The organism is Mycolicibacterium flavescens (assembly GCF_001722335.1).
GTDB classification, from domain to species: Bacteria; Actinomycetota; Actinomycetes; order Mycobacteriales; family Mycobacteriaceae; genus Mycobacterium; species Mycobacterium flavescens.
This window is the reverse complement of the sequence record NZ_MIHA01000019.1, coordinates 1-12798: the sequence shown is the minus strand read 5'-3', so window position 1 is coordinate 12798 and position 12798 is coordinate 1. Positions and strand designations below refer to the sequence as shown.

18 protein-coding genes are annotated in these 12798 nt (G+C 69.1%); 11 read left to right on the top strand and 7 right to left on the bottom strand.

Annotated features, from left to right (window positions below):
* Nucleotides 1–9: 9 nt before the first annotated feature.
* Genes BHQ18_RS22015 through BHQ18_RS22005 form a run of 3 tightly spaced genes read right to left on the bottom strand, consistent with a single transcriptional unit; the run spans nucleotide 10 to nucleotide 2753 of the window.
* The gene (locus BHQ18_RS22015) at nucleotides 10–624 is read right to left on the bottom strand and encodes a DUF5994 family protein (protein WP_372516609.1); all 615 of its coding nucleotides are present in this window, start codon (nucleotides 622–624) and stop codon (nucleotides 10–12) included.
* Nucleotides 621–2372: an aa3-type cytochrome oxidase subunit I gene (gene ctaD, locus BHQ18_RS22010; protein ID WP_084294253.1), complete on the bottom strand. Its 1752-nt coding sequence runs from the start codon at nucleotides 2370–2372 to the stop codon at nucleotides 621–623. Before ctaD ends, BHQ18_RS22015 begins: the two co-directional genes overlap by 4 nt.
* A gap of 42 nt (nucleotides 2373–2414) precedes the next feature.
* A complete protein-coding gene (locus BHQ18_RS22005) occupies nucleotides 2415–2753 on the bottom strand; it encodes a DUF2249 domain-containing protein (protein WP_234794267.1) in 339 nt (112 codons plus the stop codon).
* 47 nt (nucleotides 2754–2800) lie between these two features.
* Between BHQ18_RS22005 and fdxA the strand changes: the two genes are divergently transcribed.
* From fdxA to BHQ18_RS21960, 9 genes are all read left to right on the top strand, one after another.
* Nucleotides 2801–3145 carry a ferredoxin gene (gene fdxA, locus BHQ18_RS22000; protein WP_069415778.1) on the top strand — a complete coding sequence of 115 codons (345 nt, stop codon included), beginning with the start codon at nucleotides 2801–2803 and terminating at the stop codon, nucleotides 3143–3145.
* On the top strand, nucleotides 3142–3828 hold the full coding sequence (locus BHQ18_RS21995; protein WP_069415777.1) for a helix-turn-helix transcriptional regulator: 687 nt from the start codon (nucleotides 3142–3144) through the stop codon (nucleotides 3826–3828). The genes fdxA and BHQ18_RS21995 overlap by 4 nt, the downstream gene beginning before the upstream one ends.
* Nucleotides 3825–4124: a hypothetical protein gene (locus BHQ18_RS21990; protein ID WP_069415776.1), complete on the top strand. Its 300-nt coding sequence runs from the start codon at nucleotides 3825–3827 to the stop codon at nucleotides 4122–4124. The genes BHQ18_RS21995 and BHQ18_RS21990 overlap by 4 nt, the downstream gene beginning before the upstream one ends.
* Nucleotides 4125–4266: 142 nt before the next feature.
* On the top strand, nucleotides 4267–5265 hold the full coding sequence (locus BHQ18_RS21985; RefSeq protein ID WP_069415775.1) for an AAA family ATPase: 999 nt from the start codon (nucleotides 4267–4269) through the stop codon (nucleotides 5263–5265).
* Between the two features lie 6 nt (nucleotides 5266–5271).
* A complete protein-coding gene (locus BHQ18_RS21980; protein WP_069415774.1) occupies nucleotides 5272–6144 on the top strand; it encodes a DUF58 domain-containing protein in 873 nt (290 codons plus the stop codon).
* Nucleotides 6134–6607, top strand: coding sequence for a hypothetical protein (locus BHQ18_RS21975; protein WP_069415773.1), 474 nt, complete (start codon nucleotides 6134–6136; stop codon nucleotides 6605–6607). The genes BHQ18_RS21980 and BHQ18_RS21975 overlap by 11 nt, the downstream gene beginning before the upstream one ends.
* Nucleotides 6608–6660: 53 nt before the next feature.
* On the top strand, nucleotides 6661–7602 hold the full coding sequence (locus tag BHQ18_RS21970) for a hypothetical protein (RefSeq protein WP_234794266.1): 942 nt from the start codon (nucleotides 6661–6663) through the stop codon (nucleotides 7600–7602).
* Nucleotides 7599–8531, top strand: a complete 933-nt coding sequence (locus BHQ18_RS21965; RefSeq protein ID WP_069415771.1) for a vWA domain-containing protein — start codon at nucleotides 7599–7601, stop codon at nucleotides 8529–8531. The genes BHQ18_RS21970 and BHQ18_RS21965 overlap by 4 nt, the downstream gene beginning before the upstream one ends.
* Nucleotides 8528–9232 (top strand): hypothetical protein, encoded by a 705-nt coding sequence (locus tag BHQ18_RS21960; RefSeq protein ID WP_084294249.1) that lies wholly within the window; start codon nucleotides 8528–8530, stop codon nucleotides 9230–9232. The genes BHQ18_RS21965 and BHQ18_RS21960 overlap by 4 nt, the downstream gene beginning before the upstream one ends.
* Here the strand turns inward: BHQ18_RS21960 and BHQ18_RS21955 are convergent.
* Nucleotides 9229–9573 (bottom strand): ester cyclase, encoded by a 345-nt coding sequence (locus BHQ18_RS21955; protein ID WP_069415770.1) that lies wholly within the window; start codon nucleotides 9571–9573, stop codon nucleotides 9229–9231. The two genes, BHQ18_RS21960 and BHQ18_RS21955, sit on opposite strands and share 4 nt — an antisense overlap.
* Between BHQ18_RS21955 and BHQ18_RS30185 the strand changes: the two genes are divergently transcribed.
* Nucleotides 9572–9745: a hypothetical protein gene (locus BHQ18_RS30185; protein WP_165614587.1), complete on the top strand. Its 174-nt coding sequence runs from the start codon at nucleotides 9572–9574 to the stop codon at nucleotides 9743–9745. The two genes, BHQ18_RS21955 and BHQ18_RS30185, sit on opposite strands and share 2 nt — an antisense overlap.
* A 69-nt stretch (nucleotides 9746–9814) precedes the next feature.
* Here the strand turns inward: BHQ18_RS30185 and BHQ18_RS21950 are convergent, their stop codons facing one another.
* The gene (locus BHQ18_RS21950) at nucleotides 9815–10855 is read right to left on the bottom strand and encodes an aminotransferase class V-fold PLP-dependent enzyme (RefSeq protein ID WP_069415769.1); all 1041 of its coding nucleotides are present in this window, start codon (nucleotides 10853–10855) and stop codon (nucleotides 9815–9817) included.
* The gene (locus tag BHQ18_RS21945; protein ID WP_069415768.1) at nucleotides 10852–11160 is read right to left on the bottom strand and encodes a DUF4229 domain-containing protein; all 309 of its coding nucleotides are present in this window, start codon (nucleotides 11158–11160) and stop codon (nucleotides 10852–10854) included. The genes BHQ18_RS21950 and BHQ18_RS21945 overlap by 4 nt, the downstream gene beginning before the upstream one ends.
* 50 nt (nucleotides 11161–11210) lie before the next feature.
* On the opposite strand from BHQ18_RS21945, the gene BHQ18_RS30180 reads away from it, so the two are divergent.
* On the top strand, nucleotides 11211–11372 hold the full coding sequence (locus BHQ18_RS30180; RefSeq protein WP_165614586.1) for a hypothetical protein: 162 nt from the start codon (nucleotides 11211–11213) through the stop codon (nucleotides 11370–11372).
* Here the strand turns inward: BHQ18_RS30180 and BHQ18_RS21940 are convergent.
* A complete protein-coding gene (locus BHQ18_RS21940; RefSeq protein ID WP_069415869.1) occupies nucleotides 11369–12562 on the bottom strand; it encodes a MinD/ParA family ATP-binding protein in 1194 nt (397 codons plus the stop codon). The two genes, BHQ18_RS30180 and BHQ18_RS21940, sit on opposite strands and share 4 nt — an antisense overlap.
* Nucleotides 12563–12798 lie beyond the last annotated feature (236 nt).

The following is a 12798-nucleotide window of genomic DNA, read 5'->3' as shown; positions in this document are numbered from 1 at the left end:
ACCCAGCGGTCATGGGTGATGTCCCAAGCCTCGGCTCGGCGTTTTCAGCGCACCGCCTTCGCTCTCCCAGCGCTGCTGGGCGATCTGTGCCAGGTGTCTTTCCTCGGCCTCGTGCGCGCCGATACCGAGCAATTCGTCTGTGGTCGAACAATCGTCGGGATCAGCCGCGGTCACCACCGCCGAGTACGCGCGGACGGGGTCGGTGCAGGGCGGGACGACCAGCAGCGCCCGTGTCCCGAACACCGGGCCGCACAACGACACGATGTTGACAGCCCGGTCCCAGGAACCGTGCAGATGCACCGTGTGGCCGCCCACGGTCATCTCGGGAGGTCCGGGCGCCCAGAGGTTTCTGTCGTAGACCACGCGGTCGACACGGCCCCACCGCGATTCGAGGCGCCCGACCAACGCGCTGAGTTCGGCGACCAGTTCGATCGACCGTGGCCACCAGGCACCGATGACGTCACCTGTCGGCACGCGGCACGGTTTGAGCCGCAGTCGCAGCCCGACCGGGTATGACGAACCGGATGAGACTGCGGCCGTGCGGGCGGCTGCGAACCGGGCCGTGCTCACCCGTGTGCGGCGCGACCTATTCGAGGTGGTTTTCCTGACTTCGGACCCGCTCATCGCGTTCCCGCCTTCCGTTGTGTTGCGGCGCCACTGCCGGTCGACGCGGTCCCGGTGAGGCAGTTCTTGCGATGACGGCCGATGTTCGCCTCGTCATGCATCCGCACAGTCATGTGTGGGTAGTGCAGTTCGAATGCCGGCCGCTCCGAACGGATCCGGGGTAGCTCGGTGAAGTTGTGCCGCGGCGGCGGGCACGAGGTGGCCCACTCCAGCGAGTTGCCGTAACCCCACGGGTCATCCACGGTCACCACGTCCCCGTAGCGGTAGCTTCTGAAGATGTTCCACACGAAAGGCAGCATCGAGACGCCCAGGAGGAACGCGCCGACGGTCGAGACGACGTTGAGCGTGGTGAATCCGTCGCTCGGCAGGTAATCGGCATACCGGCGGGGCATGCCCTCGTTGCCCAGCCAGTGCTGCACCAGGAACGTGGTGTGGAAGCCGATCAGCGTCAGCCAGAAATGCAGCTTGCCCAGCCGCTCGTCGAGCCGCCGCCCGGTCATCTTCGGGAACCAGAAGTAGATGCCGGCGTACGTGGCGAAGACGATCGTGCCGAACAGCACGTAGTGGAAGTGCGCCACCAGGAAGTAGGTGTCGGTGACGTGGAAATCGACCGGTGGGCTGGCCAGCATGACACCCGACAGACCACCGAGCAGGAAGGTGACCATGAATCCCACTGAAAACAGCATCGGGGTTTCGAAAGTCAACTGCCCCTTCCACATCGTGCCGATCCAGTTGAAGAACTTGATACCGGTCGGAATGGCGATGAGATAGGACATGAAGGAGAAGAAAGGCAGAAGCACCGCGCCGGTCGCGAACATGTGGTGAGCCCAGACCGCGGTGGACAGTCCGGCGATGGTCACGGTGGCGTAGACCATCGTGGTGTAGCCGAACATCGGTTTGCGCGCGAACACCGGGACGACCTCGGTGATGATGCCGAAGAACGGGATCGCCACGACGTACACCTCCGGGTGTCCGAAGAACCAGAACAGGTGTTGCCAGAGGATCACGCCGCCGTTGGACGGGTCGTAGATGTGCGCGCCCAGGTGTCGGTCGGCCGCCAGACCCAGCAGCGCCGCAGTCAGCAGCGGGAAAGCGCTGAGGATCATGATGCTGGTGATCAGGATGTTCCAGGTGAAGATCGGCATCCGAAACATCGTCATGCCCGGTGCCCTCATGCACGCCACCGTGGTGATCATGTTGACCGCGCCCAAAATGGTGCCTAGTCCGGCGACGACCAAACCCATGATCCACAGATCGGCCCCGGCTCCCGGCGAGTGAAGCGCATCGCTGAGCGGACTGTAGGCGGTCCACCCGAAGTCGGCGGCCCCGCCCGGGGTCACGAAGCCCGCTACGGTGATCAGCGCGCCGAGGAGATACAGCCAGTAGCTGAGCGCGTTGAGTCGGGGAAACGCCACATCTGGGGCGCCGATCTGCAAGGGCACAATGCAATTGGCGAAACCAAACACGATCGGCGTCGCATACAGCAGCAGCATGATCGTGCCGTGCATGGTGAACAACTGGTTGTACTGTTCGTTGGACAGGAACTGCAGGCCCGGGGACGACAACTCACCGCGCATCAGCAGTGCCATCAGGCCGCCGGCCAGGAAGAAGCCGATCGAGGTAACCACGTACATGATTCCCAACAGCTTGGGGTCGGTCGTGGTCACCACCCGGTAGGCGAATGAACCTCGGAGCCCATGCCGGATCGGCATTGGTTGCGGCGCAGGACGTTCCGTGACGGTGATCATGGTCTGCCGTCACGAGGGGCCGCAAGGGTGCGGTCGCACCCCTCAGTCGACAGCACCGCTGTCGGCTCTCGTCGAACCGCTGAGGTCCGTCATCGGGATGCCAGCGCCGAACGGTACGCCCTCGGCGATCCGGGTGATACGGATACGCCACAGTCGTTGCGACTGGCTGCCTTCCAGGTAGCGCCAGGCATAGGCACCGGGTCGACAGCGAGCGAACTCCTCACGCAGACGGATCGGATCGTGGCAGTTGACGAGGACGAACGATTCGCCCGAGCGCAGCGCGTCGAATCGGGCGAAGGCCGTGGCGTGCCGTCGCGACTTGGGGATCCGGCGCACATCCAGCACGTCGGCGCTGTCAGACAGTGGTTCGGATTCAGTCACAATATTCATCCTATATCTACAAGTAGTATTTGTACTAATATGAGGCCATGACCTACGTGATCGGCGAACCATGTATCGACATCAAGGACCGGGCCTGCGTCGAGGAGTGCCCGGTCGACTGCATCTACGAGGGCGGTCGCATGCTCTACATCCATCCCGACGAATGTGTCGACTGTGGCGCGTGCGAACCGGTCTGCCCCGTCGAGGCGATCTACTACGAAGACGACCTGCCCGAATCCCTACAGCCCTACACCGAGGAGAACGCCAAGTTCTTCACCGAGACCCTGCCGGGCCGGGACGGTCCTCTGGGCTCACCCGGGGGTGCAGCCAAGCTCGGCCCGGTCGACGCTGATACTGACCTGGTGGCCAAGCTCCCGCCGCGCGCGCCGTGACGCGCCCCGTGAAGCCGGCGAAAAAGCCGTCGGCGCCCGGGCGGCGTGAACTGATCCTGCGGCTGCTGCGTGACTCGCCGCGACCGCGCAGCATCGCGGAGATCGCCGAAGAGATGGACGTCCATCCGAACACTGTCCGCTTTCATCTGGACGGGCTCGTACGCGCCGAACGCGTCGAGCAACTCATCAGCGAGAGCACGGGCCCAGGTCGCCCACCCGTGTTGTTCCGGGCCTCTCACCGGATGGACCCGGCGGGGCCGACGAATTACCGGCTGATCGCCAAGATTCTCGCCGACCATTTCGTCACGACGGCTGGCAAGCCCTCCGAAGCGGCCGCCGAGCTCGGCCGCTCGTGGGCGCCCTCACTCGTCGAGCACCGTCACGGCCGGGCCCCGACAAGATCCGAGTCCCTGGCCGCCCTGGTCGAGCTGCTCGATAAGCTCGGATTCGAACCCGAGCCCCTGCCCGACCGGCGGGTCACACAGATCCGCCTGCGGCACTGCCCTTTTCACGAGTTGGTCGAAGACCACGGGACCGTGATGTGCGCGCTGCACCTCGGCTTGATGCAGGGCGCCCTGACCGGAATGCGCGGACCTGTCACCGTCGACCGCCTCGACCCGTTGGTGAAGCCGGATCTGTGCGTGGCCCGCGTGGCGTCCGCATCGGCACCGTCAGAGCCATGAGCTGCGACCACCCGCGCATCGAAGCGCTCGGCGATCATGAATTCCTCATCCGGTTCACGCTCGACGCCGACACCGTCGCCATCCAGGTTCGGGCCGACCCGGAGATCGTGGCGCGCATCGCGGGTCCTGACCCCGATGAGGCCCGCGTCGTCGCCGCCACCGCGGCCTTCCTGATCGCGCGCCAGCGTCCCGACGATCTGCCGCCTCAACTCGACCTCGATGACGTGGCTGCCGCATACGACGGCTATGTCGCCGAGCTGCACGACCAGATCGGTTCCGCTCCCGCCGACGATTGATCCTGCGACCCCAACGGCAGGTGGGCGGTCATTCCGGTGGCCGGTGTGCACACTGAATGAGGCGGGTACCCACCCTCCGCTCACGGCGCCGTAGCCTCGCGACCCGGCGACGCACCGCGCAACCCCTAGTCGGAAGGCATCGATGACCGCAGCACGGACACTCGACCAGCGAGATCTCGCGGAGGCGCAGCGCGTCGTCGCCGCGATCTCCGACGCGTTCGCGGCCAAGGTCGTCGGCCAGGAGAACCTGCGCGAGTCGCTGCTGATCGGCCTGCTGGCCGGCGGCCACATTCTGATCGAGAGCGTTCCGGGCCTGGCCAAGACGACCGCCGCGCGCGTCGTCGCCGAATCCATCGACGGCGGGTTCCGGCGCATCCAGTGCACCCCGGACCTGCTGCCCAGCGACATCATCGGCACCCAGGTCTACGAGTCGGCGACCAACTCGTTCGTCACCCAACTGGGCCCGGTGCACACCAACATCGTGCTGCTCGACGAGATCAACCGCTCCAGCGCCAAGACCCAGAGCGCGATGCTCGAGGCGATGGAGGAACGCCAGACCACGATCGCGGGCACCGAGTACCCGATCCCCGAGCCGTTCCTGGTCATCGCGACCCAGAACCCCGTCGACCAGGAGGGCACCTATCCGCTGTCGGAAGCCCAGACCGACCGGTTCATGCTCAAGGACGTGGTGCACTACCCCACCGCCGACCAGGAGGTCGAGGTGATGGCGCGGATGGACGCCGGGCTCTACGACAAGGACCACCGCAGCCGGCCGGTCGCCGGCCTCGACGACGTGCACCGGCTGCAGCGGGTGGTCCGCCAGGTGCACATGGACCGCGCGTTGATGCACTACGCCAGCCAGTTGGTCAGCGTCACCCGCGAACCCGACCGGTACCTGCCCGCCCATCTGGCCCGGCTCGTCGAGTACGGCGCCAGCCCGCGGGCCACCATCGCGTTCTGCAACGCCGCTCGCGCACTGGCGCTGCTGTCCGGGCGCGGGCACGTCATCCCGGGCGACGTGGCCAAGCTCGCGCACCGGGTGCTGCGGCACCGCCTGATCCTCGGGTTCGAGGCGGCCAGCGCGAACATCACCCCGGAGACGATCATCGACGCCGTCCTGCAAGCGGTGCGAGTCCCGTAGCGGCGCATGGGTAGACATCTCACAACGGCGCGAACGTATTTCGGCACCGACACCCGCGGCATGCTCGAAGGCGGCCGCTACGCCCTTCTGCACACCCGCAGCCTGGAGTTCGACGATCTGCGGCCGTACGTGCCCGGCGACGACGTCCGCGACATCGACTGGAAGGCTTCGGCCCGGTCCGGGCACGTGCTGATCAAACGGTACGTCTCCGAAAAGCACCACAAGGTGCTGCTGGTCGCCGACGCCGGCCGCAAGATGGCCGCCGCGACCCCGACCGGTGAACGCAAAAGCGATGTCGCCGTGAACATCCTGGGCGCCATCGGGTTGATCACGCTGGGCCGCGCCGACCAGATCGGCATGGTGTTCGGCGACACCCGCGGGTGCGTCAACATCCGCCAGCGCCGCGGCGAGACCCACATCGAAAGCATGCTGCACCGCTACTACGGGCACGTGCGGTCGCGACCCGGCCGCAGCGACATCGTCTGCCAGTTGGATTACGTCGCAACGCATTACCGTCATCCGATGCTGATCGTCGTGGTCTCCGACGAGCCCGAGGTCGACGACCGCCTCAGCGACTCGGTGCGACGGCTGACCGGCCGCCACGACCTGCTGTGGGCGATGGTCACCGACCTGCCCGCCGTCGGCACGACCGGCGACGACCGCGCCGGATTCGACGTGTCCACCGGCCGCTACGTCCTCGACAGCGCGACGTTGGGGCCGCGGGTGGTGACCGCCTACCGGCGCGCCGAACAGCACCGGGTACACCGGCTCGCGGAGTTCATGACCACCCACGCGGTCCCGCACACCAGGATCGACGGCAGCGCCCAGATCCGGTCCCGGCTCGTCGAACTCACCGGGGTGTACGCGCGTGCCGGATGATCTGCTGCGGTTCGTCGGAGGTCCGTCGCCGTACTGGACCGGATGGCTGTGGCTGGGCCTGGCGCTGCTGGTGTTCGTGATCGCCTGGTATGCAGCCGTTTTCGTGTGGACGCTGCCGTCGGACCAGCTGCGGCGGCTGCCCGCGGTACGCGACATCCACGCCAGGCTGCTGCGACGCCGCTTCGCCGCGGCGGTGCGCCGCACCGTGGCCCGCCACCGCGACGGTGAGCTGACCGCGGCGCAGGCCGCAGCGGCGATGAGCCGGACGCTGCGCAGCTTCCTCGGTCAGGCGACCGGGGTTCGCGCGCAGTACCTGCACCTCGACGCAATAGGCGCCGGCGACCTGGCGCCCGCCGCGCCGGTGCTGGCCGCCCTCGACGACGCCCAGTTCAACAACGCGTCGGCGGTCCACGTCGACGAAGTCGGCGCCGAGGCCGAGGAGCTGATCCGTTCATGGCCCTGACTTGGTGGCCGGTCGCAGTCATCGGATTCGGTTGTCTGGCAGTCGCTGTCGCGATGGCTCTGTTGCTGCCGACCAGCCAGACGCAGCGGCGGCTGCGGCCGCTGGCCAACTCGGCGCGCCTGACCGCGCTGCCCGAGTACGCCAGGATCGCGCGCGCCAGGACCGTTTCGATGATCGTCACGATCGCGCTGCTGATCCTGCTGTTCGGGGCGGCGACGGTGGCCAGCGCCCGGCCCAATGGCGTGTGGTGGTCACTGCAGCCGCCCGACATCGGCGACGACATCATGCTGTGCGTCGGCGCGCCCGTCACCGACCCGACCACCGGCGCGTTTCTGAGCTACTTCGCCGAAGAGGCGAGAAGCGCCGGCCCCCAACGGATCGGGCTGACCTCCACCAACCGCCGGGTGATCCCGCTGACCCGCGACCACCAGTACGTCGTCGAACGCCTCGGCGACGCCGCGCGGGTGGCCACCCTTCCCGACGACGACGCGCTGCCGGCTGCGCAGCTGGCGGCCAAGCGCGCCACCGTCGCGGGCTTCACCGCGCCGGTGAGCTACGCGGACTACGCGCCCACCGCAGCCGACGTGCTGGCGTTGTGCCTGACCGGGTTCCCGCCGGGCGAGGCGCCTGCGGACCGCCGTCGCTCGCTGATCTATCTCGGTCCCGGCGAGCTGCGGGCCGCCGACGACACCCGCCCCTCGCTGTTCACCGACCAGCAGGTGACCGAACTGGCGCGTGAGCGCAACGTGCAGGTCAACGCGCTGGTCTCGTCCCCCGGCCCGATCCGCGCGGTGGTCCAGGAGACCTACGGGCGGTACGCACCGGTCAGCGACGACCTGGCCGCGCAGCTGTCCGGGATCCGCGCCCATCCGCCGCAGACCGATGCGTCGGCCACGCTCGCCGGCTTCCGCGGGGACGTCCCGACCATCCCGCTGGCGGTCGGGGTCGTGGTGACGCTGCTGCTGTGCCTGTCGCTGGCGGTGTTGCGGCGATGACGTTCTCACCTGTCGTGCCGCCCGCGCTGCTGCTCGCGGTGGCCGTGGTCGCGCTGCTGCTGCGGTTGATCACGATGGGCCAGCTGGCGCGCCGCTCCGGCCACCGGTGGACGACGGTCTGGCGCTGGTCCGGCCTGACCCTGGCGGTGCTGCTGATGCTGATCGCCGCGGCCCGGCCCACCCTCGGCGGCGGTGACGGCGCGGACCCCGGGGCCGCCGCCGCGGCCGACGACGTGCCCAACATCTTTTTGCTCGTCGACCGGTCCGCGGACACGGCGGTCGCCGACCACGGCGACGGTCCCCGCATCGACGGGATCCGCGACGACGTCACCGCGCTGATCGACCACTACCCGCAGGCCCGTTTCGCGCTGATCACCTTCGCGGCCCGGCCGTCGCTGGAATGGCCGCTGTCCGAGGATGCCTGGAGCCTCGCTCCGACCATCGCGGGGGTGCGGCCGCTGCCCGCCGAGGAGGTCGGGGTGAACGCGGCGGCCGCCTCCAACGTGCTGCGCTACCAGCTGATCGCGGCCGGCCAGCGCACCCCTGGCGCGCCGAACCTGGTGTTCTACTTCGGTCCGGGCGCACCCGGATCCAAGGCGCCGCAGGGCGAGTTCGAACCGGTCCCCGGCTCGGTCGACGGGGGCGCGGTGTTCGGCTACGGCGCCGCGCGTGACGACGCGGGGCTGCAGCGGATCGCCGATCAGCTCGGCGTGCCCTACGTGCCGCGCGACCCGGCGCAGCCCGTCGGCGACGCCGCACCGGAGGCGGCGGGGGTGGCGGCGGGGCCGGCGCCGGTCGAGCGCGCCGACCGCACCGACCTGTACTGGGTCTTCACGCTGGCCGCCGCCGTGCTGCTGCTGTTCGAGATCTTCCTCAACCTGCGCGAGTACCGGGCGGCCCGTACCGCCCGCCGCGAGGTGACGCTGTGAGGGCGCGGCCCCGCCGGTTGCGGCTGCGGCGGCGTCTCGTGTGGGCGTCGGCGCCGCTGGCCGTCGCCGTCGTCGTCGTGGCCGTCAAGCTCATCTCCGCGGTGCTCGCGGGCAACGCCGCGGTGTCGAACTTCGCCGACGGCGACACCGACGCGCTGCGCGGCAACGTCTCGAGGATGAGCACGCTCAACATCGTGGAACCGGCGAAGGCGCCGTTCGCCGCGGGCGCCCTGGCGGTACTGCAGAACCGGCTCGTCGACGCCGACCGCTACTTCTCCGACGCGCTGGCGCGCACACCGACCGAGCAGACGTGTCCGGTGCTGGTCAACCTGGAACTCGTCCGCGAGCGCCAGGGCGACATCGACGCCTGGGAGAACCGGCCCGCCGAGGCCCGCGACCGCTACCTGAGCGCGCTGGACCTGGTGACGTCCGCCCCGGCCGGCTGCTTCGAAGCCAACTCCGATCCCGATTCCGAGCGGCGGGCGGTCCGGGCCGACGCCGCACCCCGGCTGTCGGCGAAGCTGGCGGGGCTCGACGCGCCGCCACCCCCACCGCCGCCGCCACCGGCGGCCGCACCGGTGCCACCCCCGCCGCCGGCGGCGGCAGCCGCACCCGAATCACCGGAGAACGTGCTGCGCCTGAACCCCGGCGCCGGAGACCCCCTCGACAAACTCCGGCAGGTGCTGCGCGACGGTGCCTAACCGGCCGCGGTGCTGGTCCAGTACTCGGCGATCCGGCCGTCGGAGATGCGCAGGATGTCGTTGCCGGTGAACCGTTTCGGCCCGTCCTTGGCCGCACCCGTGCCGATCCACCGCGCCGCCATCAGGTCGCCGTCGATGAACGGTTCCACCTCGATGACGAACTTCAGGTCGGCCAGCATGCGTTGGGTCTCTCCCACCACGGCCTCCAACTCCGAGGGCCCGCGCACCTCCCGGCCCGGCCAGTGGCCGACGAAGTCGTCGGTGACCAGTTCGGCGGCGACGGGCTCTCCGGCCCACAACTCGTTCAACCACCGGCCATAGAGTTTCTTGGGAGAGGTCATGACCGTTACTTACCCGGCCGAATGCGGCGACGCAATCCGTTCCGCGAAGCGCGCGACCGAAAAGCGACGACTTGTTGTTGCTGATTTTGCTGGCGCTGCCGCGATTCGCGTTTTTCTACACCAGTCAACGGGCGCGCAGGATCCGGCGCGCGATGGCATCCCGATTAGCTGAGTTTTCGGTGCGTTATCCGCACAACGATGTTGCGCTTTTCGGGCGGGATTTTCCCGCCGGAGTGCCGAATTACCGCAGGGCCGCCAACAGCGAATCCACGTCGTCATCGGTGTTGTAGAGATGGAACCCGACCCGCACGGCGCCCGCCCGCACCGCCGCCCGAATGCCTGCGCGCGCCAGCTTGTCGGCTGCGCCGTCGACGGGCAGCGAGACGATCGCCGACTCCTCGGCCGGCAGGTCCAGCGTGGTCCGCAGCCGATCGGCGAGCCCGACGGTGTGTCGCTCCACCGCGGACCGGTCCAGCGAGGCCAGCCACGGCAGCGTCAACCCCGCACCGAGCACGCTGAACCACGCCGGTGAGAGGTCGAACCGCCGTGCGTCGTCGGCCAGCCGGAGTGGCAGCCCGTAGATCGACTGCCACGGGTCCGCACCGCCGTACCAGTTCGCGGCGTGCGGGGTCATCCGCCTGCTGACCCGGCGGCGCACCGACATGAACGCGGTGCCCCGCGGCGCCATCAGCCACTTGTAGACCGCCGCGACCGTGACGTCGGCCCAACTGAGGTCGAGGTGCTTCCAGCCCAGGGCCTGGGTGACGTCGATGACCGTGATGGTGTCGGTGCCGTCGACGGATCGCCGCAGTGCGTCGGTGTCGAGCACCGCACCGGTCGCCGACTGAACCAGGCTCACGGCGACGACATCGAATTGCGCTGCGGCGTCCACCAATTCGGGCGCGGGCAGCTCGGTCACCGTCACGCCGCGGGCCGCCTGGGCAGCGAACGGGAACGTGGTGCTGGTGAACTCGCCGGGCACCGTGACCACACGGCTGCCGTCGGGCACGGCGGCCGCGACCAGACCCAGCAGCCCGGACACGGTCGATCCCATCGTCACCGACTCACCGGGCACCCCGGCCAGCGTCGCGTAACCGTCGCGCGCGGCGCGCACGCTGTCGTCGAACGACGGGACGTCGATGGTCCCGGCCTGCCAGCGCGCGATGCAGCCCTGCAGCGCGTCGACGACGAAGTGCGGAGGCAGACCGTAGGTGGGACTGTTCAGGAAGCCGGCCGCGCCGGGGAAGCGCGCACCGAACACCTCCCGCCCGGCGGCGGTCATGAGGTCGACGGGTCCTCGCCGCGCAGGCGAGCCTGCAACTGTTCGCGGTCGCGACGGCGTCGTTCGTCGACGGCGGCAATGCTCGCGGTGGCCCGCCGGCGCAGCGGCGCCAGCAACCAGATGCCCAGCGGCAGGGCGATCACGAACGCGAACAGCAACGCCACGATGAGCGGGAACTCGCGCAGCCCGAGCACATGGCCGACGCCGAGGATCACCGCCGCCACGACGGCCACCAGGAGCAGCCGCGCCAGCACGTAGACCGCCACATCGAAGACGAGCCGGGTTCCCGGACGAGCATCAGACACGAACCGAGCCTACCGACGGCGCGTATATTCGAGACAAGGAGGTTTTTTCGGTGGCGTATCTGCTCCTGGCTCTCGTGCTGGCAACGCTGATGTACATCGGCTGGCGAATGACACGAGAATCTTCGAGCCGTCCGCGGACCCGCGTGATCGGGCCCGACGACGACCCAGAGTTCCTGCGTCGGCTCGGCCAGGAAGACAATCCGCGGCCCTAGCCGGGTCGACGGGCGCCGACGAATCCGGCGGCCACCACCGCAGCGAGTTCCAGCAGCGCTTCCCGCGTCTGCGGTTTGAGCCGCTCCAGGCTGATCTCGGCGCCCTCTTCCAGATGCGGGTCGAACGGCACCTGCAGCACCGCCCGGCAGCGCCGGTTGAAATGGTCGACGACCTTCTTCATGTCGACCTTGCCCGAGCGAGGCCGCACCGCGTTGATCACCGCCACCGAGTTGCGCACCATGTCCTGGTGGCCGTGCGCGTCGAGCCAGTCCAGCGTCGCCGACGCACTGCGGGCGCCGTCGACCGAACCGGAGCTGACCACCACCAGCGCATCGGCTTTCGACAACACCGCAGCCATCGCCGAGTGCATCAGCCCGGTGCCGCAGTCGGTGAGCACCAGGCTGTAGAACCGTTCGAGCACCTCGAGGGTGCGGACGTAGTCGTCGGAGCTGAACGCCTCCGACACCGCCGGGTCGCTCTCGGAGGCCAGCACCTCCAGCCGGCTCGGGCCCTGCGACGTGTAGGCCCGCACATCGCTGTAGGCGGCGATGCCCTCGGCGTCGCGCAGCAGATGCCGGACGGTGGCCGGGGTTTCCAGAGGCACCTTCTGGCTGAGCGTTCCGCGGTCGGGGTTGGCGTCGACGGCGATCACCCGGTCGCCGCGGACCGAGGCCAGCGTGGCGCCCAGCGTCGCGGTGATCGTGGTCTTGCCGACACCGCCCTTGAGCGAAAGCACCGCGATCCGGTAGCAACCCCGCAGCGGGCGCTGAACCTGCGCGGCCAGCGTGCGGCGGCGGACGGTCTTGGGGCCCTCGCCGAGGTTGATCGTCTTGGCCGACGCGAAGTACAGCCACCGTCGCCACCCTTCCGACGGCGCGCGCCTGCGCTCCCCGAGCAGGGCCACCGTGGACAGGTCCAGGTACGGCGGCGGGTCCTCGTAGGCGGGATCGCCGTACTGGGGCGCGCCGTAGGCGGCCGGCCCGTACACCGGGGGTTCGTAGGGCGCGGGCTCAGCAACCGGCGGGCCGTACCCCGGCTCCTCGAAGGGGGGCGGCCCGAAGGCAGCCGGCGACACCGGGATTCCGTTGGGCGGGGTGGGCGCCGTCCATTCCGGCGGCGGCTCGGCCGACGGATCGCTGAACCGGCTCTGCGCACGGAATCCGCCTGGCGCATAAGCGTTTTCGGGAATCACCGACGGCGAAGCCACGTCCCGTGAGCGGCGGTGCGCCGGCTGTTCAGACACGCTGAAGGTCTCCCGTGGCTTCGCTTTGGCTTTCGGATAGAGCTTAGCGAAGCCGACCGTTGATGGCCGGTTGCGCGCCGACCGGTGAGTCCCGCCGCGAGTTCCACCGTGCCGTTCTGCAGCGAGGTGCCGATGAACTCGCCGCTCTTGACCGCGTTGAGACCGTCCTCGATACCGTCGAT